The following is a 17,009-nucleotide window of genomic DNA, read 5'->3' as shown; positions in this document are numbered from 1 at the left end:
GGAAGATCTTGGTCGAACCCCTGGATAGCAGAGGCCCCTCCTGCATCTCGCCCACCCTTGACACCGCCGCCGAACTCTTAACTTCGTGGCATTGGATGATCGATGCGATCCGTTACCTGGTCGACAATGGCATCAAGTGGCGGTCGATGCCGGTCGATTTCCCCGCCTGGGACCGGGTCTACGCCTTCTGGCGGCGCTGGCGTGACAAGGGGCTGATCGCCGAGTTCCACGACCGGCTGCGCGGGAAGGTTCGCGAGAGCGAGGGCCGCACCCCGGAGCCGACCGCCGCGATCATCGACTCGCAGTCGGTGAAAGCAGCCGCGCAGGTGCCGGCCGCCTCACGCGGCTTCGACGGAGGCAAGAAGATCAACGGGCGCAAGCGGCACGTCGTCGTGGACTGCCTCGGCCTGCTGCTGATAGTGCTGGTCACGGCGGCCGACGTGACCGACCGCGATGCCGCCTGCGGCATGCTGGACCGGCTCCGCGCCCGCTACCGGAAGATCCGCCTGGTCTGGGCCGACGGCGGCTACACCGGCCGCCTGGTCGACTGGGCGAAGGAGACACTCCGGCTCACCCTGGAGATCGTCAAGCGCAGCGACGACATGAGCGGGTTTGTGGTGCTTCCGCGCAGGTGGGTGGTGGAGAGGACGCTGAGCTGGCTGATGCGCTCACGGCGCCTGGCCCGGGACTACGAGACCCGGCCCGAAAGCAGCGAGGCCGCCGTCCTGTGGTCGATGACCATGCTCATGGGACGCCGTCTCGCCCGCCACCGGACCCGAAACCTCACCCGGCCGCCCGTCGCGGCGTGAACACCCCGGGACGCTCCTCGGCCAGCCAGCCCCGCTCCACCAGCCGCTTCACCTTCGACCGCACCCCCTCGACCTTCGCCGGTGCCACCTCCAGGCCCAGCCTCCGGTCGGCTACGGCCGTGCGGACGGCACCTCGGCTGACACCGTGCTCGCGGGCCAGGGCGGCGATGGACCGGCCGTTCAGGTACGCGGTGCGTACGTCGTCGGTCTTGTCGGCCGGGATGGCCGGGCGGCGCCCGCCCTTGTTGCCCTCGCAGTCCGTCGTACGTGAGCTCCAGTTGGAGGTCGCGCTGGAGTTCGCCGGCGGCGGCGAGCGTCTGCACCATGAACTTCACGGTGGACAGCAGGTCTCTGGTGCGCGGGTGGCGGGCGGTGAGGTCCATCGCGGAGAACGCACCGTTGTGGATGCGCAGGGCGAGGCGGTCGCGGTGCAGGACGTCGAGCACGTCGAGGACGTGCCCGGTGCCGCGTACGAGGCGGAACATCTCGGAGATGTGCACGGTGTCGCCCGGCCGCGCGTACGTGAGCAGCGCGCCGAACTTCGGGCGCTCCAGCGGGTGGAGGCGGCTGGAGGTGCCGGTGTCCTCCTCGAAGACGACCGGGTCTTCGATCCCGGCCTCGGCGAGGACGAGGTTCTGACGGTCGGTCGACTGCTGGTCGGTCGACACCCGCTTGTAGACCAGGTTGGCCATGCAGCTCCCTGTTGTGGTGGTCGCATTCGACCCTAGCTGTCAGCAAACCCTGTCATCAGCCGCCATCGGATCCGATTGGATTCGCGTCGCCGCGAGGCCCCGACCCGGCGAACCTATGCGGTCAGAGCACTATCTCTGACCCGGTTGTCAGCTGACTGCCGTTTGGTGGCCTGAGTCAGTTCCTGGCCGGCCGTCGCCCGCCGGCAGAGCGCCTGTGCGCTCCAGGGTGGTGAGCCACTGGGTGACGATGGTGTCGATGAACTCGTCGGCGGCTTCGGCTCGGTCGAAGAAGAGGCGGGCGAGGAGGGGGCCGTAGAGCAGGGCGTACTGCTCGCCGGTGATCTGCAGGCCGGACGGCTTCAGGAGCTTGTTCAGGGCGGCGAGGCGGTCCTCCATGATCCGGGTCATGGCCTGGGCACTGTCGGCGTCATGGTCGGCTTCGGCGGCGATGGCGAGCGCGGCGGTGCGGGTGGCGGGGACGGTGATGCCGGCGCGCAGGCTGATCAGCCAGGCAGTGGCGACGGCGCGGACGTCGGCGCCGGGTTCGGGGTAGCCGACGTCGGGTCCTTGCAGGGTGACGTCGGAGAGCAGGGCCGCGCGGTTGGGCCAGTGCCGGTACAGGGTCTGGCGGGTGACGCCGGCCCGTTCGGCCAGGAGGGCGGTGGTCAGCCCGGTCAGCCCGACCTCGGGCAGTAGTTCGCGAGCGACGGCCAGGATGCGGGCGCGGGTGCGCTGGACGCGGGGGTTGCCCGGATTCGGCTGACGGCGGTGGACGGGCGGCTTGGACGGCATGAAGTCCATCCTACTCAGGAAATCACACAGTGTGTGTGAAGGAATCCACTCCGGCATCGCCTTCGTGTTTCACACGCGGTGTGTGATACACCAGGAAGGGTAATCACACAGGTTGAGTGATTCAGTCTGTGTTCCGCCTCCCTCTTCTGGAGTTCTCGATGTCCACCGCGATCACTTTTTCCGAGTACGGCGAGCCCGAGGTGCTGCGGCTGTCCGAGGCCGCCGTGCCGGAGCCGGGTCCGGGCCAGGTCCGGATCCGGGTGCGGGCTGCTTCGGTGAACCCGCTCGACATGAAGATCCGATCCGGGCTGCTGGCGCGCATCATGCCTGCCCGCTTTCCGCAGATCCTGGGGCTGGACGCTGCCGGTGTCGTCGACGCGGTCGGCGAGGAAGCCGACGCGGCTGTGGGGGACGAGGTCCTCGGCGTCACCGCGGGTGGCAGCTACGGCGAGTACGCCCTGCTGGAGCGGCCGGTGGCCAAGCCCGCCGCCCTGTCGTGGGAGGTCGCCGCCTCGCTGGTCACGGTCGGGCAGACCGCGGCACGGGTCTTGGACCAGCTGGGCGTGCGGGCGGGGCAGACTCTGCTGATCCACGGCGCCGCCGGCAGCGTCGGTGTCATCGCCGTGCAGCTGGCCGCCGCCCGCGGCATCACCGTCATCGGCACCGCCGCGGAGCGCGACACCGGGCGCGTCACCGCGCTCGGCGCCACCGCGGTCCGTTACGGCGACGGCTGGGTGGAGCGGGTGATGGCCGCGGCTCCGGGTGGCGTGGACCACGTGTTCGACGCCTCCGGCGCCGGCGTGCTCGCCGACTCCGTCGCCCTGACCGGCGACTCGGCGAAGGTCATCACGATCGCCGACATGTCGGCCGCGCAGGACGGCGTGCGCTTCAGCGCCGGTACCGCCGAGGACGGCCGGTTCCTGCCGGAGCTGGTGCGACTGGCCGCCGCCGGCCGGCTCACCGTGCCGATCTGGCGCACCTATCCGCTCGCCGAGGCTGCGAAGGCCCATGCCGACCTGGAAGCCCGCCGCAACCAGGGCAAGGCCGTCCTGCTGCCCTGACCCCCCTTGTGCCGACGCCTCGCGTCGCCGCGACGGGCGAGGCGGCCCCCGGGGGCCGCGCCCGGCACTCCCCAACCTGCTCCCTCACTCCTCCAAGGAATGGCACCTCCCATGTCACAGCGCACCCTTCCCGAGACGACCTTCGCCCGCACCGTCCTGGGCTCCGGCCCCGGCCTCGCCATGGCCCACGGCGCCGGCAGCAGCTTCGCCGGCACCTACGGCCCGATCCTGGACGGCCTGGCCGCCGGCCACACCGTCGTCGGCATCGACTACCCCGGAAGCGGCGACACCCCCCGCTCCACCACGCCGCTGCAGCTGGACGACCTGGCCGACCAGCTGGTGGCCGCTGCCGTCACCGAGGGCCAGGAGACCTTCGCCCTGTCCGGCTACTCCCTCGGCGGCCTGGTCGCCATGCGCGCGGCCGCCCGCCACCCTGAGCGCGTCAGCGCCCTCGTGCTGACCGCGACCCTGCCTCACATCGACAACCGCCTCGTTCTCGCCTTGTCGATCTGGCGCAAGCTGGCCGAGACGGACCGCGGACTGCTGGCCGAGTTCCTGACGATGATGGCCCTGGGCGTCGACGCGCTGGAGGCCATGCCGAGGGAGCAGCTCCAGCAGATCGTCGGCTTCTCCGTCGCCAGCATCGCCGACGGCACTCCCGAGCACGCCGAACTGGCCCCCCGGGCCGACGTCCGCGACGACCTCGCGCGCATCAAGGCGCCCACCCTGGTCATCTCCACCACCCAGGACTGGTTCACCTCCACCCGCCTGCACCGCCAGATAGCCGACGGCATCCCCGGCGCCCGGCTCGCCGAGATCCCCACCGGCCACCTGCCCATGGTCGAGCGGCCCGAGGAATGGCAGAAGCTCATCACCGACTTCCTCGCCCAGCACAACGCCTGAGCACACCCACGCGCGGCCGGCCCAGCAACAGCGGCCGTGCGCATCGCGTCCATCACCGCGGCGGTGCTCAGCCTCCGGACGATTCAGCGGGCATGGTGTGGGCCCTTCGGTGCTCAGGCAGCCGTGCCGAAGCCGGAGGCGGCCGGTTGCCGTTCGCGGAGCTGGGCGAAGTCGACGTCGAGCTTGGGGTCGTACGCCTCCGGCTGAATGCCGAGTTCGTGCGTGCTGTACTCGCCGAACCGCTTGATGTGCTCGGTCACGTACGGCGAGATGTGGGCCAGGTCCTCCGGATCGATCTGCACGCATCACGGGCGCGTGACCAGGGAAGGGACCGACCAAGAAACCCGCCGCAACTCATACGAAGACCATCCGAACGGGCGATCAGCCTGGCGGGACTCCAAGCGTCAGATCATGCTCCCTGTTGCCTGTTTCTGGCGTACTCCGGCTGCCCTCCAGCTTGGGCTGCTTGCCCTTGAGCTTGCCCTTCGCCCGTGCGACGGCCATGCCTTCCCGTGTTCTGAGTCGAAGGAGATCGACTTCGAATTCGGCGAAGGTGGCCAGAATGTTGAAGAACATCTTGCCCATGGGGTCGGCCGGGTCGTAGAGCGTGCCGCCGAGGGAGAGCTTGACGCCGCGGGCGACGAGGGAGCCGCCGATGTCGCGGGCGTCGGGCACGGAGCGGGCGAGTCGGTCGAGCTTGGGCACGACGAGGGTGTCGCCGGCGCGCACGGAGACGAGGGCCTGGTCCAGGCCGGGCCGTTTGCGGAGCACGACCTCGGTATGGTGGCCGCGCGCGCCGAAGATCGCCGTGTGTCGTTGTCGGCGTGCCCCTGCGCCCCGACCACACTTGAGGTGCCGGCGTGCCCGGCGATTTTCCATCAGTTGCGACCGCGGCAAGTGAAGGGAACGCGATGATCACATGGGCGTCTATCTATGAGCATCCGTCCACCGACCCTGTGGCCGACCGTGTCGTCATGGAACGCGCTGGACAGCGGACCCTGCTCGTCCCTGTTCCCGCAGCGTCGGACGCTGTCGAGGTCGCGAGGCTTCTCGTGGATGAGGGTGTGACCCTGATCGAGCTGTGCGGTGGGTTCACGTTGCATGACGCCTCCCGCGTCATGGAAGCGGTCGGCGATCGGGTGCCCGTGGGCCACGTCACCTTCGCGGCTGACGCTGCACCCGGAGTAGCCGCATACGCCGCTGCGTTCCAGTCGCAGATAGAGGGAGAGCCGAATGCATGAGGCGCAGCACGCCGCTTGCCGCACCGGTCACTGATGCCTCTCAACGAGGCGCCCAGCAAGGAGATACGCGGGCCAGGGCAGTCACACAGCGCTACATGTCCGTTCGCCGTAGATACGAGGACAGAAGGGGTAGTGACGTCTTTCACGCCCAGTCGACGCCCAGCTCCCGCAGCGCGTCGATGTCGGGGGTCAGTGAAACTGAGCAGTCGTCACGCTTCTGACCTGGGGTTGTGCAGTGCAGTTCGGCTGAGCGGGTTGCCGACTGGCTGGCTCACTGAATCTGCGCAGGAAGCGGCGCTGTCAGTCGTCTGACCTGCGGGGTTCCTAGCCTCGGGCCCGGCTGCGCAGTTTGGTTGATCATTGCGCAGTTTCACTGATCCTCGACTTCGAGGTGACGTCGGAGGTGCGGGTGCTGCTGGCGGGGGAACTCCTCGGCGGTTCACCGGCAGCTGGTGGCCCGTGCCCGTGCCGCAGCCGGTGAGCCGGTCATCGCGGTTCCGGGTGGGACGCCGGTGGAGGCGGTTCCGTTTACGGGCGGCGTCCACTGGAGGGTGGGCGGGTGCGGCTGGTGCGCACCCGATGTACTCCATCAGTGCGCCGCATCGTCGGCCGGCATCGGATGCACGGCATCGGGTGGGGGTGGTGTCCACCGGGTCTCCTTCACGACATCGTGCATTCCCCCGCGGGTGCGTGCGGCCGGACGGGGGGATCGGCGGGGCCGAACGAGGGACGGACGCGGCTGGAACGGTGTCCGGGGGCGGCGGCCGCGGTTCTCCAGGCATGAAGATCAATCGCCTCTCCGTTGCCAGCGCCCTCGCCGGCGCGGTCCTGCTGTTCGGCGGAGCGCCTGCCCACGCGGCCGACAACCCGTTGGTCTCCCTCCTAGACAACCTCAGTGTCTCTGACGTCATCTCGGACATCTCGGTATCCAACCTCTTCAACTCAACGGTGAACTTGACCGACGGGGGCGTCGCCGCCCTCCAGAACGCCGCCAAGCCCGCCACACCCACACCCGTAGCCGCCGCTCCGGCCGCTGCCAAGCCCGTAGCCGCCGCTCCGGCCGCTGCCAAGCCCGTAGCCGCCGCTCCGGCCGCTGCCAAGCCCGTAGCCGCCGCTCCGGCCGCTGCCAAGCCCTGACCCCTGAACGCCAGAGGGCCCCGTCCGAGGAACCGGATGCAGTTGGTCAATTTGGGCCCGCGCGTGCCGTCGGCCTTCAAGGCCTGGCTGTGGTCTTGAAGGCCGACGCTGTCGTACGAGGTGGGTGCAGGTGTCGATGCAGCCGATGTGGTCAGGGGAGACGGCGTCCCCGCCGAGACAGACCAGGAGACCGGCGCCACCGAGGTTACCGACCGCCGAAGCGGTGACCCCCGGCCGACATCACGGCAACGGCACCCCTCCAACGCCTCCGTCAACCCATCCACCGCCCACCACCCACCCCACCCCCACCGAACCCGCAACACCGCACGGACCGCCTCCGGGGTCGGCCGCCCCCACCACCGCCCGCGACCACCGACCAGGACCTGCTTCCGCCCCGAGCGGTACGGGCTGCCCACCCCCTGCAACGACTTCGATATCTGGGCCCTGGTCAACTACCTGCTGGCCGGGAACCTCTACTACACCGGCCTCGCGGCGGGCAGCGCCCCAACTTTTGCCGCGCACGCAGAGGGAGAGGACCCGGTCGTTGAACCCCGCGAGCCGGCGGGCGTTCTTCGGGACCAGACGCGGCTCGGACTCGCCGTTGCGGTCCCGGGGCGCGGCCGGAGAGAACTGCAGTGGCGGCGTAGGCGTTGACGGGATCGGACTTGCCTTGGCCCGACGGGCCCGACGGGCCCGGCGGACGGGGCGGTCGGGGCGGTCGACCTCGATGACCGTGATGCCACGGACCGTCAGGAAGCGGGCGAGCTCGGCTCCGTAGGATCCCGTGCCTTCCATGCCGACGGCCAGGACGTCGCTGTGGGAGTTCAGCCAGTCAGTCAGCCGCTGATAACCCTCGAGGGTGGTCTCGAAGGCTTCCATGGAGCACCAGGTGTCGGCCGACGCTGTCGACGACGGCGGCCTGGTGGAGGTCGGTGTGGGTGTCGATCCCGCCGATCACCGCTATCTCGCCTGCTCCCATGCTGGAGTCTGCTGTCCTTCCGTGCCACGTACGAGGGTTGGCACGTGAGCGCTGCTGGTCACCGGCACGATCGTCGTCCTGGTGTACCGGCGCTGGCGCGCCGAGTCTGCGCCCGAGCAGCGGGCCGGGGGCCTGTTCTGGCCCTCCGTCATCCTGATCGGCGCCGTCCTGATCTCGCTGGCCCTCGCCCAGCTCGTGCATGCCCCGGTGCGAGTCGTCGGAGCCCTGCTGGCGGCGTACGCCCTGGCCCTGCTCCTGCTGGGCGTCGCCACCCTGGTCAGCGCCAACCACCTGCAGGCCGCGCACCGCGACGTCTCCCGGCTGCTCCCCCGGCTCCAGGCGCAGGCCGACGGCAACGGCGGTCTGCGCGGCGCCCTGGCCGAGGTGCTGGCCGATCCGACCCTGTCCGTCCACTACCGCCGGGCCGACTCCGGCGACTATGTGGACGCACACGGATCGCCGGCGCCGCTACCCGCCCCCGGACAGCAGACCTGGATCACCTAACCTCGGGCCGGCGGACGCGCCGATCGCCGCCGTCAGCCACAACGCCTACCTGGTGCACCACCCCGCCCGGCGGGAGCTGCTGCTCGGGGTGATGGCCGCCGCCGAACTCGTCATCCTCAACTCCGACCTGCGCAACCGCGCGGTCGGCCGGGCCCGTCTGCAAGGCCTGGCCGAGGCGGAGCTCCGGACCCGGCGGCAGATCGGGCGGAACTCCACGACGGCCCCCAGCACCAGCTCACCGCGCTCAAGATCCTCGTCTCGCGGGCCCGCGCCGCCGCCGGTCCCGACCACGAGGCGTGGCTGCACAAGATCGACGAGCTCGTCCGGGACGCCATCACGGAGCTCCGCGAGGTTACCCGGGGCGTGTATCCGTCCGTCCTCCGCATGCACGGCCTCATCGACGCTCTAGATGAGTGAGTCCAAGGGATGGCCTGCGGACATAGAGCGAGGGCGTCCAATGTCGATGTGTGACGAACGACCTGAACACCCTCGCAACGGCACTGTACGCCCGGATCGACGACGAGTTGAAGGCTTCGCCGTGGCTGGCCCCGGCGCGGCCCGCTGTCGGGATCGCTCCCAAACTCAGTGACGCGGAACTGCTCACACTCGCTGTGATGTCAGCGCTGCTCGGCTACACCTCCGAGCGGCGCTGGCTGCGCCGCGTTGACCGGGACTTCCGCCACCTCTTTCCCCGCGTGCCTCAGCAGTCCGGCTACAACAAGCGTCTGCGTGCGGCATCATCCCTGCTCACCAGCATGATCCGGATCCTGGCCCGGGACACCTCACTGTGGAGCGACGACGTCTGGCTGGTCGACTCCACCCCGGTCGGCTGTGGCTGTTCCCGGGAGACGGCCAAACGTTCGGACCTGGCCGGATGGGCCCAGTACGGCTACTGCGCGTCGCACTCCCGGTACTTCTGGGGATTGCGGCTGCACCTGGTATGCACGCTCGGCGGACTGCCGATCCTGTTCGCGCTCACCGGCGCGAAGGCCGACGAACGCGAGACACTCAGGGACATGCTCGACACAGCGCCGGACGTCGCTGCGTCCCATCCCGGGCAGACGATCAACGGTGACAAGAACTACTACGGCCGCGAGTTTGAAGACGACCTGACCGAACGTGACCTGGTACTCCTGCGGCCGGCCCGCAAGGGCGAACCCGAGCGGGCCGGAGCACACCTGTTCAAGCCCCTACGGCAGGTCATCGAGTCGATCAACCAGACCCTCAAAGGCCAGCTTGACCTGGAACGACATGGCGGCAAGACCCCGGGTGGCGTCGTTGCGCGGATTCTGTGCCGGATCCTCGCGCTGACCGCGGCCATCTGGCATAACGACCACACGGGACAGCCAGTCAAGCGATCACTGATCGCCTACGCGCACGCGACAGCGATATGACCCGACCACAGTGGGTCACTACCGCCGCTTGACAACACCATTGGGAATCAGTGGCCACGTTGAAATACGGCTTCTCACGAGTCGGGATGGCCTGGTGCGACGCGGCGCGTTGGAGATCGCTTCCCAGAGCGCCAGTGATCGTTTCCCGGCACGTGCAGGATCCGTGGCACTGCACCCTGCCCGCCGGCGTCTGGTCCGTCGAGCTGGGCGGAGACAGCACGACGGTCGGCCAGGTCTGTCCTGGCCGACCGTCGCTTGGCCGTCCGTTCCGGTCCGTGGTCAGGGGCGCAGCCCGCGGACTCCGCGGGGGCTACCGACGCCGGTGGGGCCGTCGTAGCCGATGACGGCCCTGCACAGGTAGGTGCCGGTAGGGCAATTCTGGGTGATCCCCATGTCGATGTCCCAGAACGCTCGGCGGTTGGCGTAGGGGTAGGAGTTGGGGCGGTCGTTCGGGCCCGGCTCGCCTGCCAGGGCGTACATGGCGGCAATCAGTGGAGAAGAGAGGCTGGTGCCGCCGACGACGATCCAACCCGTCTGCTGGTCGGGCGTGGTTGTCGTGGTGTAGACGGCGAGGCCGGTGGCCGGCTCGGCGACCGCAGAGACGTCTGCGCTGGTGCGCTGAGGGCACAGGGGGTCGGTTTGCCAGGCCGGCTTGGGCTGGATCTGGGAGCAGCCGGAGCCGGCGCCGGGCCACGCGGACTCGTACCACCGCTGAGGGCGGTTGAACTGCGGACCGGGCACGCGGCCGAGTACGCGGTCAAGCCTGGTTCCTCCGGCGGCGGTGACGTACTGGGAGGCAGCGGGCCAATGGACGACGCCTCCGACGTCTCCGGAAGCCGCGACGAAGGCGATGCCGGGGAAGTTGAAGTAGGCCTGGTCGAGGACCAGCTGAACCGGGTTTTCCCCGTTGGGGTCGACCCAGCTCATGGAGATGAACTTCGCACCCAGGTCCTCCCGCGCGAACTCCACCGCGTTGAGCAGAGCGCCGAACGTGTCGTTGGCAGCCTGCACGAGCACGATGTTGCAGGCGCGACAGGCTGCGCTGACAGCGTCGATGTCGAGGGCGCTCTCCAGAGCCCATCCGGAATCGACAGGCGGCGGAACGTTCGTCTCCTCGCCGGTGGCCGTCACATAGACCTTGCGGAAGCAGCCGTTGGCCGTGGTGCACGGCGGCAAGCCGAAGGTGCGTCGGTACTCGGCCAGGTCGGACTCTGCGGTGGGGTAGTTGAAGGCGTTGACGATGGCCACCGTCCGCCCCCGCCCGGCGCCGACCGGCAGCTGATAGGCGCTGCGGATGTCGGCAGGGCCGTATCCGGGAGGAGGGGTTCCCGGCTGCAGGCTCCGCACCGCCGGGAGGTCGGTGCGGAGCAGGGCCATACACTCGGCGCGGTCCGGCTTCCGGGGGCACGCGCGCATGGTAGTCACCGGTTCCCCTGGCGGTCCTGCTTCCTGGGTCGTGATCGTTGGCCTCTGGCTTCCGGGTTCCACTGCCCGGGCGTGCCCGGCACCAGGGGCGAGAGCCAGGGTCGCCACCAGGGGCACGGCCCCCAACAGCAGCCGCAGAATGTGCGCAGGCCGCATAACGCTCCTTCATGACGTCGGATTCACAGGTGAATCCGGCCAGGGCGTACGGGGGCCTGGCAGATTCGCCCCACATCATCGGCAGAGCACTCGGGGCGGGACCTGTGAACAGCACCGGGGAGGGCACCCAATGCAGTAGCGGACTCACCTCGACGGCCCACTACACGTCCCCCTCACAGGCAACAACATGCCTGGGCAGAGGCGTACCGGGTCCATGAGGGAAGTACACGCCGGTGCACTCTTTGCAGCGTTTGGGCTGCGCTGGGCTCTGTCCTCGGTTCGGGAGGCCCACGAAGACATCGACGTTGCACACCGAGTCCAAGTCCTCGTCCGGGCCAGGCAGGAACGATGCCTCGAATGCCGCCGTGCGGACCCGGTACCGTCGGCCATCGAAGCAGTGCAACGAGACTGGGACGGGCCTCGGGGAGCACAAAGACGCAGCTCAGCTTGGGGCTCCGCGCCCCACCCCTGAGGCTCGGCCCAGCGCATCCCGATCGCGGACAACTGCTTCATGCACTCTGGCTTCAGTGTCGCGGCCCTGCTCCGCTGATTCCCGATCCAGGTGCCCAGATTCAGCTCCTCCTGGACCTTGCCGACGATCCGCTTGATGCTTGCCAGTGCCCCGACAGGCAACGTTTGCCCTGGGTGGTCTGCGACGATCACTCCATGGACGAAGAAGTCATTCCCATTCTGCGCGTCGAGGACGCTGCGGCGGCGGTTGCTTGGTACGAGCGGCTGGGCTTCGCCGAGCAGTGGGAACACCGCTTCGAACCGGGACTTCCCGCGTTCGTCGAGGTCGCCCGGGGCGGGGTGCGGTTGTTCTTGTCGGAGCACGAGGGCGACGCCCGGCCCGACACGTTGGTCTACCTCCGCCTTCGTGATGTCGAGGTCATCGCCTCCGAGTTCGGTGTGCAGGCGAAGGACGCTGCGTGGGCGCGTGAGATCGAGCTGCGCGACCCTGACGGCAACCGGCTGCGGATCGGCACGCCGACGCAATGACACTCGCTGGCAGCGTGCGGCTGTATTGGTAGCTGAGCGAGTAGCCGCTGCGTGTTCCACGGACCACGGTGCCGGGCGGCCCGGCGGTCGGCGAGGCCGTGTACGGGATGCTGCCGCTGCCGTACGGCGGCGCGTATCAGGAACTTGCCGCCCTGCCGGCCTCCGCCGTGGCCCGCAAGCCCGCCAGGTTGTCCTACGCCGAGGCCGCCGCGGTCCCCCTGGCCGCGCTGACGGCCTGGCAGGCGCTGGAGGCGGCAGGCGTCAAGGCGGGGCTACGCGTCCTGGTGCACGCGGGCGCCGGCGGCGTCGGACACTTCGCCGTGCAGTCGCTCGGCACCTTGGGGCGCACGTCACCGCCACCGCCTCCGCCCACAACCTCGACTTCCTGCGTGGCCTCGGCGTCGACGCACCGGTCGACCGGGCGACGGCGAACCTGACCGCAGCGGACCCCTTCGACATCGTCCTGGACACCGTCGGAGGCACGGTGCAGCGCGCGGCATGGCATCTGCTGCGTCCCGGCGGCACCCTCATCACCCTTCCCGAACCCGTGGATGAGTCGCATCGGCTGCCCGGCATTACTGCACGCCGCGTCATCGTTGCCCCAGACGGCGATGCACTGCGCCGGATCGGCACGCTCATTGAAGCTGCGCCATCTTGAAGTGGCTGGTCAGCGGGGTGGCGTGACCTCGTTTCGGGGTGCTCGTGCTGGTCGTGGGCGGCAGTCTGTGTCGTAGATCGTCCGGCGGGGTGGTTTTGCCGATGAGTTCACCGTCGTCGAGCGGTCTACCCAGCGACACGACCGTTCTCGACAGGAGTGCCATGTCCACCATCCAGCCAGTGATCGTGACTGCCGACCTGGACGTTCTGCTCGGCTTCTATACGAAATTGTTCGGCGCTGAGGAGATCTTCCGGGTGCCGGCGGAAGGCCTGGCCTTCTACCTCGGCTTGCGTATCGGCGACACCGACCTTGGGCTGGTGGCCAAGGAGAACCCGGGAACCGGGGCGGCACCGCGGATCCTGCTCAGCATCGGTGTCGACGACGTCGACGAGACGCTCGGCCGGGTGACGGCGCTGGGCGGCTCGGTCCGCAGCGGCCCCAACGACATGCCGTGGGGACAGCGCGTCGCCCACATCCAGGACCCCGACGGCAACCCGGTGAACCTCACCCAGCCGATCCCGGCCCGGTGAGGCTGTTCCGAGTGCTTGTGCTGGTCGTGGGCCGCCCGCGGCAGAAATCAATTGCCCGTAGTGGCCTCGATGTTCGTCAGTACGAGCAGCGCGCGAAGCAGGTGGGTGGCGCGGGTGGGGTCAGTGCGGAGCTTGGTGAGGATCCGCCAGTTCTTCAGGTGGGCGAAGCCGTGCTCGACCGGGGCGCGTCCGGCGGCCAGGATGCGGTTGGCCTCCTTCTCGGCGGGGGTGAGCTTACGGGCGCGGGTGGCCTTGAAACCGGTGATGACCACGGGGTCGTCCCCGTCGCTGTCCAGGCCGATAAAGCCAGGTCGGCCAGGGCGCCGAGACCGGCGGCGCGCAGGTGGGCCAGGATGCGGTCGCGGCGGGCGGCGGTGATGTCGTGGGTGCGGCCGGGCCGGGCGGCCGATATCCACACCAGACGGCCCCGCTCGTCGGTCAGGGCGAGGACGTGCAGGCCGTGGCGGCGATGCTTGCCGGAGTAGTTCGGGCGGTTCGCCGTCCCGGTGCGGCGCTGGGTGGGGATGAGGGTGCCGTCGATCAGGACGACCTCTCCGCCGCGCCGTGCGATCTTCTTCAGGGCGCGGTCCAGACGCGCGGCCTTCGCGGCCAGCAGGGCGATCAGCTCGTCGCGCCAGCGGCGGACGGTGGTGGCGGAGATGTCGTTGCCGCCGGCCATGTCGGCCAGGCGCTGGTCGTGCCGGAGCACGGCCAGGACGATCACCGCGATCCTCCCGGGCGGCAGCCCCCGCCACCTCGACCGTATCGCTTTGAGATGGCGTCGCAGCAGGTCGGCGAGGTAGTTGAGGGTGTGTGTGGACAGCGGCAGGCGGCACTGGTAGACCAGGGACACGGTGTCCCCGGCGTGCTCTTTGGTTTTCGTCACACAATTCCAACAGCCGCCGGGGGCACCTTGGTTACGCCCCCGATCGCCGTGCGGACCGGTCACGGGCGGGTGGTGAACTTCCCGTCGGGTCGTTTGTGCAGCCGGCCGCGGTCGGCCAGCTTCGTGAGCTTCCCGCGCAGCGGCTCCAGCTTGCCCCTCACCCCGGTGTCCAAGCCCAGCACCTCGCCGATCTGCCGGGTGGAGACCGGGCCTCCGGCCTGCCGCACGGCGGTCAGGATGCGCTGGTACTCCGCCGGCAGTGCGGACTCAGCCACCCCCGGCCCACGGTCCGGGACCAGCCGCACCGCCCGCCCCGCCACCTGGACCACCGGCGACCCGGCCTCCGTGCGCTCGTCGGCGATCTGCTCGCTCATCCGCTGCCACACCCGCTCGGCCACGGCCAGCTCATCGCGCTCAGCTCGTACCTCCGACAGCTGCTTGCCCAGCTGCTCTTCGAGTCCGTCCAGCTCCGCTCGCCGCGCGGCGATCCGCTCCAACACCTCGGGATCCATCATGGGCGGAGCGTAGGAGCGGCACCCGCGACGACGGACGGGAATCCGCAAACCCACTCCTGCCAGACGATCTACACCCCAGACTGCCGCCCACGACCAGCACGAGCACCCCGAACCGGCGTCACACCAGCACCCTGACCAGCTACTTCAAGATGGCGCAGCTTCATGGACAGTCATGCCGCTGCCGACGGCGTAGACCAATCAGCCGCAGCCACATCCGGACTGTCTCCGGGAGCCGGGCGCGGGTGGGCCACTGGTAGAGGCGTGCGCGGGCGAGTTCGGGTCGTTCGGGGTGACCTCTCACCGCTGAACGATCACGATACGGCAGCGGGCCCAGCGATCGCACCGCCCCCGCGTTCGCGAGGGGTCCGGCGTGAGTGGCCCTCGTGTGTCGCGGACACCGGTGCAGTGCCGCCACGCTCAGTCGGCACCACTGGGCCCGCTGACTCGGCGGTCGCTGAACAGACGGAGGTGCCGCTGAGCTGTTTATGAAGCGGCCATGACATTTTGTGCGGAGCGAGCGAGCAGGTACTCCAAAGAGCGGTGGGAGCACTGCCCGTCATCTTCCGCAGCGGACCTTCGCCCTGCTTCACCAGCTCAAACGCCTCGCTGCACCGAGCTTCATGGCCTTCGCCCCCCTTGCCTGCAGCCTTACCTGGTGGCGGCGCCTCAATAAGCCGGAATCATGATCGGGTACCAGCTTTGAGGAGTTTCATCGGCGCATTCCCTCCCTTGCTGCGATCTCTAGTTAATGGAACACTCCTCGAGTCGGGATTCTTTCGGGCGTCAATTTGTTTGAAGGAGGCATTCATTGCGCCGAATTGCCAAAGCGGGAGTGGCACTTCTGGGGGCATTCGCCCTGGGGGTCCTTCAGTCAGGCACGGCCGTAGCCGACCCAACTTTGGAGGACGATATCGGCGTCTTCCGTGGCTGGGACAGCGACGGATCCGGGCCCCCGGCGGGTTCGTCGTGCGCCGACGCTCCGGGCCGGGTCGCCGAAGGCTGTTTCACTGCATACGGCGACGTCATCTGGGTTCTGGACAAAGAAGTAGACGGCTATCAGACGTATGTGCGGTGGCACAACGAAATAAAAGACAAGAATGGTGCGTGGGTGTACCACCGTCAAGGCATGTGCAATAACCAGGAGGGTGGTGGCGCCTGGGTCTCGTGCAACAAAGATTTCTACGAGAACGGCACTGAAAACCGTCTCGGCGGTCGGGGCAGTCGGATCGCAATTGAGGTCTGCGCTCGCGACCCGATCTGGGAAGACCCTTGCTACCGATACGGGTGGTACTACAACATCGAGTAAGCCCGTACACCCGCGGCATCCGGTGTTCCACTCGCCGCATCCTCTCCTTCACCGTTCAGGTTTGAGCCGCCGCGATCGGCTTCCACACTGCGCTGGAGACGATAGCCGCGAGCGTGCGCACGGCCACTGGGATCACCCTGCATCCGGAACCCGTCGTGGTGTGACGCGACCGCCAGTGCTGCGTGGCCGGCGGCCTCGACGGTTTCGACGAACAGGAACGGGATCACGGCGTGCCAGCTGACCATCGCGCCTTCGAACAGGTGCAAGGCTGACCAGGATCCGTACGAGTGGCTGCCGCCGTTGGTGGGGGACGTCACACCGTCAGGCGCGGAGTGGACGGCGGCGAAGCTGCCGTGGCGCTTGGCTGCTGGTGGACATCGCGGCGGCCGACGTGGAGTTCACGCCCGTCCGTAGGACATACGAGGAGGTAGAGGGCCGTCGTCCCCAGAAGAGGTGGCGGCCCCTTCCCGCCGAGCAGGGGTCCTCGCCACCCTCACCCGGTGGCGCGCCGAAGGCCGTGCCGCGGACACCGAACTCGCCTTCATCACGCGCGAGGCCCTCAAAGCCCGGCTGAAGGACGGATGGGCGCCTGCCTACACCCTGACCGGCTTCGACCCCCAAGCGTCCGTCAGCGTCACCCCTCTCCGTCTGCCCCGCACCGCCTACCGGCTCGGCGACAGCCTCGCCTTCGAAGCCGACCTCACCGCCGCCACTGACACCCCGGTGCACGTCATGTACGTCCTGACCCGCACCGACCCCGTCAGCCGGGCCGGAGAGAAGGTCGGTCACCTCACCCGGGCCACCGTCAAGGCAGGAACTCCACTGCACCTGGCCAAGACCACCCCCTGAGATTTACCGGCACCGCCGCCCTTGCTCCGGGCAGCTACCACTTCGCCCTCCAGGTCAATGGCCGTCTTCACCCGCCGGCGCTTCTCCGCATCAGCGACCGCCCGGCCTGACCAGGCAGGATCCGCCCGCCGCGCGGGCGGGCTCCGAGCAGGCTTGTGCCACATCACGAAGGG

20 protein-coding genes and 3 pseudogenes are annotated in these 17,009 nt (G+C 69.0%); 14 read left to right on the top strand and 9 right to left on the bottom strand.

All coding sequences use genetic code 11. The features are described 5' to 3' along the window. Nucleotides 1–95 precede the first annotated feature (95 nt). On the top strand, nucleotides 96–809 hold the full coding sequence (locus ACIQUT_RS35095) for an IS5 family transposase (RefSeq protein WP_403569058.1): 714 nt from the start codon (nucleotides 96–98) through the stop codon (nucleotides 807–809). A gap of 308 nt (nucleotides 810–1,117) precedes the next feature. On the opposite strand, the pseudogene ACIQUT_RS35090 reads toward ACIQUT_RS35095, so the two are convergent. Both ACIQUT_RS35090 and ACIQUT_RS35085 read right to left on the bottom strand, forming a co-directional pair. Beyond that, a pseudogene (locus tag ACIQUT_RS35090) lies at nucleotides 1,118–1,501 on the bottom strand (recombinase family protein); the annotation flags it as partial. Between the two features lie 147 nt (nucleotides 1,502–1,648). Next, nucleotides 1,649–2,293 (bottom strand): TetR/AcrR family transcriptional regulator, encoded by a 645-nt coding sequence (locus tag ACIQUT_RS35085; protein WP_403569056.1) that lies wholly within the window; start codon nucleotides 2,291–2,293, stop codon nucleotides 1,649–1,651. Nucleotides 2,294–2,451: 158 nt separating this feature from the next. On the opposite strand from ACIQUT_RS35085, the gene ACIQUT_RS35080 reads away from it, so the two are divergent. Next, nucleotides 2,452–3,354: an NADP-dependent oxidoreductase gene (locus ACIQUT_RS35080; protein ID WP_403569054.1), complete on the top strand. Its 903-nt coding sequence runs from the start codon at nucleotides 2,452–2,454 to the stop codon at nucleotides 3,352–3,354. 111 nt (nucleotides 3,355–3,465) lie between these two features. Beyond that, nucleotides 3,466–4,257, top strand: a complete 792-nt coding sequence (locus ACIQUT_RS35075; RefSeq protein WP_403569053.1) for an alpha/beta fold hydrolase — start codon at nucleotides 3,466–3,468, stop codon at nucleotides 4,255–4,257. A gap of 113 nt (nucleotides 4,258–4,370) precedes the next feature. Here the strand turns inward: ACIQUT_RS35075 and ACIQUT_RS35070 are convergent, their stop codons facing one another. Both ACIQUT_RS35070 and ACIQUT_RS35065 read right to left on the bottom strand, forming a co-directional pair. Beyond that, entirely contained in the window at nucleotides 4,371–4,559 is a 189-nt protein-coding gene (locus tag ACIQUT_RS35070; RefSeq protein ID WP_403569051.1) for a hypothetical protein, read from the bottom strand. Between the two features lie 79 nt (nucleotides 4,560–4,638). Continuing rightward, the gene (locus ACIQUT_RS35065; RefSeq protein ID WP_403569049.1) at nucleotides 4,639–5,028 is read right to left on the bottom strand and encodes a recombinase family protein; all 390 of its coding nucleotides are present in this window, start codon (nucleotides 5,026–5,028) and stop codon (nucleotides 4,639–4,641) included. 140 nt (nucleotides 5,029–5,168) lie between these two features. Here ACIQUT_RS35065 and ACIQUT_RS35060 point away from each other — a divergent pair, with 140 nt between their 5' ends. The 5 genes and pseudogenes from ACIQUT_RS35060 to ACIQUT_RS35040 all read left to right on the top strand — a co-directional run bounded on the left by ACIQUT_RS35060 (nucleotide 5,169) and on the right by ACIQUT_RS35040 (nucleotide 9,512). Beyond that, a complete protein-coding gene (locus ACIQUT_RS35060; RefSeq protein WP_403569047.1) occupies nucleotides 5,169–5,498 on the top strand; it encodes a DUF6506 family protein in 330 nt (109 codons plus the stop codon). 780 nt (nucleotides 5,499–6,278) lie between these two features. Continuing rightward, a complete protein-coding gene (locus ACIQUT_RS35055) occupies nucleotides 6,279–6,635 on the top strand; it encodes a hypothetical protein (protein WP_403569045.1) in 357 nt (118 codons plus the stop codon). A gap of 1,060 nt (nucleotides 6,636–7,695) precedes the next feature. Further along, a complete protein-coding gene (locus ACIQUT_RS35050) occupies nucleotides 7,696–8,118 on the top strand; it encodes a hypothetical protein (RefSeq protein ID WP_403569043.1) in 423 nt (140 codons plus the stop codon). Nucleotides 8,119–8,337: 219 nt separating this feature from the next. Further along, nucleotides 8,338–8,535: pseudogene (locus ACIQUT_RS35045) on the top strand (histidine kinase); the annotation flags it as partial. Between the two features lie 50 nt (nucleotides 8,536–8,585). Continuing rightward, nucleotides 8,586–9,512 carry an IS982 family transposase gene (locus tag ACIQUT_RS35040; protein ID WP_403569042.1) on the top strand — a complete coding sequence of 309 codons (927 nt, stop codon included), beginning with the start codon at nucleotides 8,586–8,588 and terminating at the stop codon, nucleotides 9,510–9,512. A gap of 279 nt (nucleotides 9,513–9,791) precedes the next feature. Here ACIQUT_RS35040 and ACIQUT_RS35035 read toward each other — a convergent pair whose 3' ends face one another. Next, nucleotides 9,792–10,928 (bottom strand): S8 family serine peptidase, encoded by a 1,137-nt coding sequence (locus ACIQUT_RS35035; RefSeq protein ID WP_403569065.1) that lies wholly within the window; start codon nucleotides 10,926–10,928, stop codon nucleotides 9,792–9,794. Nucleotides 10,929–11,759: 831 nt separating this feature from the next. Between ACIQUT_RS35035 and ACIQUT_RS35030 the strand changes: the two genes are divergently transcribed. From ACIQUT_RS35030 to ACIQUT_RS35015, 4 genes are all read left to right on the top strand, one after another. Next, nucleotides 11,760–12,092 carry a glyoxalase superfamily protein gene (locus tag ACIQUT_RS35030; RefSeq protein WP_403569040.1) on the top strand — a complete coding sequence of 111 codons (333 nt, stop codon included), beginning with the start codon at nucleotides 11,760–11,762 and terminating at the stop codon, nucleotides 12,090–12,092. A 68-nt stretch (nucleotides 12,093–12,160) separates the two neighbouring features. Next, a complete protein-coding gene (locus ACIQUT_RS35025; protein WP_403569068.1) occupies nucleotides 12,161–12,529 on the top strand; it encodes a hypothetical protein in 369 nt (122 codons plus the stop codon). Then, the gene (locus tag ACIQUT_RS35020; protein WP_403569063.1) at nucleotides 12,478–12,750 is read left to right on the top strand and encodes a zinc-binding dehydrogenase; all 273 of its coding nucleotides are present in this window, start codon (nucleotides 12,478–12,480) and stop codon (nucleotides 12,748–12,750) included. Before ACIQUT_RS35025 ends, ACIQUT_RS35020 begins: the two co-directional genes overlap by 52 nt. A 161-nt stretch (nucleotides 12,751–12,911) precedes the next feature. Further along, entirely contained in the window at nucleotides 12,912–13,280 is a 369-nt protein-coding gene (locus tag ACIQUT_RS35015) for a VOC family protein (protein ID WP_403569039.1), read from the top strand. 47 nt (nucleotides 13,281–13,327) lie between these two features. Here the strand turns inward: ACIQUT_RS35015 and ACIQUT_RS35010 are convergent. From ACIQUT_RS35010 to ACIQUT_RS35000, 3 genes and pseudogenes are all read right to left on the bottom strand, one after another. Then, nucleotides 13,328–13,486, bottom strand: a pseudogene (locus ACIQUT_RS35010) (IS5/IS1182 family transposase); the annotation flags it as partial. Beyond that, entirely contained in the window at nucleotides 13,435–14,166 is a 732-nt protein-coding gene (locus ACIQUT_RS35005; protein ID WP_403569036.1) for a transposase family protein, read from the bottom strand. The gene ACIQUT_RS35005 and the pseudogene ACIQUT_RS35010, both read right to left, overlap by 52 nt. 59 nt (nucleotides 14,167–14,225) lie before the next feature. Next, complete coding sequence (locus ACIQUT_RS35000) at nucleotides 14,226–14,681, bottom strand: hypothetical protein (RefSeq protein WP_403569034.1); 456 nt, start codon at nucleotides 14,679–14,681, stop codon at nucleotides 14,226–14,228. A gap of 808 nt (nucleotides 14,682–15,489) precedes the next feature. Between ACIQUT_RS35000 and ACIQUT_RS34995 the strand changes: the two genes are divergently transcribed. Next, nucleotides 15,490–15,987, top strand: a complete 498-nt coding sequence (locus ACIQUT_RS34995; protein ID WP_403569033.1) for a hypothetical protein — start codon at nucleotides 15,490–15,492, stop codon at nucleotides 15,985–15,987. Here ACIQUT_RS34995 and ACIQUT_RS34990 read toward each other — a convergent pair. Then, nucleotides 15,972–16,253, bottom strand: coding sequence for a hypothetical protein (locus tag ACIQUT_RS34990; RefSeq protein WP_403569031.1), 282 nt, complete (start codon nucleotides 16,251–16,253; stop codon nucleotides 15,972–15,974). The two genes, ACIQUT_RS34995 and ACIQUT_RS34990, sit on opposite strands and share 16 nt — an antisense overlap. Before the next feature lie 187 nt (nucleotides 16,254–16,440). Between ACIQUT_RS34990 and ACIQUT_RS34985 the strand changes: the two genes are divergently transcribed. Further along, on the top strand, nucleotides 16,441–16,836 hold the full coding sequence (locus ACIQUT_RS34985; protein ID WP_403569030.1) for a hypothetical protein: 396 nt from the start codon (nucleotides 16,441–16,443) through the stop codon (nucleotides 16,834–16,836). Nucleotides 16,837–17,009 lie beyond the last annotated feature (173 nt).

This window comes from Streptomyces sp. NPDC090445 (genome assembly GCF_044769385.1).
In the GTDB taxonomy this organism is placed as follows: Bacteria; Actinomycetota; Actinomycetes; order Streptomycetales; family Streptomycetaceae; genus Streptomyces.
The sequence above is the reverse complement of the archived record's forward strand: the minus strand, read 5'-3'. Positions and strand labels throughout refer to the sequence as shown.

What these genes read in the sequence shown, in the direction of transcription:
- ACIQUT_RS35055 (WP_403569045.1), top strand. Translation starts at nt 6,279, where the DNA reads ATGAAGATCAATCGCCTCTCCGTTGCCAGCGCCCTCGCCGGCGCGGTC.
- ACIQUT_RS35030 (WP_403569040.1), top strand. Translation starts at nt 11,760, where the DNA reads ATGGACGAAGAAGTCATTCCCATTCTGCGCGTCGAGGACGCTGCGGCG.
- ACIQUT_RS35035 (WP_403569065.1), bottom strand. Translation starts at nt 10,928, where the DNA reads ATGCGCGCGTGCCCCCGGAAGCCGGACCGCGCCGAGTGTATGGCCCTG.
- ACIQUT_RS35080 (WP_403569054.1), top strand. Translation starts at nt 2,452, where the DNA reads ATGTCCACCGCGATCACTTTTTCCGAGTACGGCGAGCCCGAGGTGCTG.
- ACIQUT_RS35015 (WP_403569039.1), top strand. Translation starts at nt 12,912, where the DNA reads ATGTCCACCATCCAGCCAGTGATCGTGACTGCCGACCTGGACGTTCTG.
- ACIQUT_RS35060 (WP_403569047.1), top strand. Translation starts at nt 5,169, where the DNA reads ATGATCACATGGGCGTCTATCTATGAGCATCCGTCCACCGACCCTGTG.
- ACIQUT_RS35000 (WP_403569034.1), bottom strand. Translation starts at nt 14,681, where the DNA reads ATGATGGATCCCGAGGTGTTGGAGCGGATCGCCGCGCGGCGAGCGGAG.
- ACIQUT_RS35085 (WP_403569056.1), bottom strand. Translation starts at nt 2,293, where the DNA reads ATGCCGTCCAAGCCGCCCGTCCACCGCCGTCAGCCGAATCCGGGCAAC.
- ACIQUT_RS35095 (WP_403569058.1), top strand. Translation starts at nt 96, where the DNA reads ATGATCGATGCGATCCGTTACCTGGTCGACAATGGCATCAAGTGGCGG.
- ACIQUT_RS35075 (WP_403569053.1), top strand. Translation starts at nt 3,466, where the DNA reads ATGTCACAGCGCACCCTTCCCGAGACGACCTTCGCCCGCACCGTCCTG.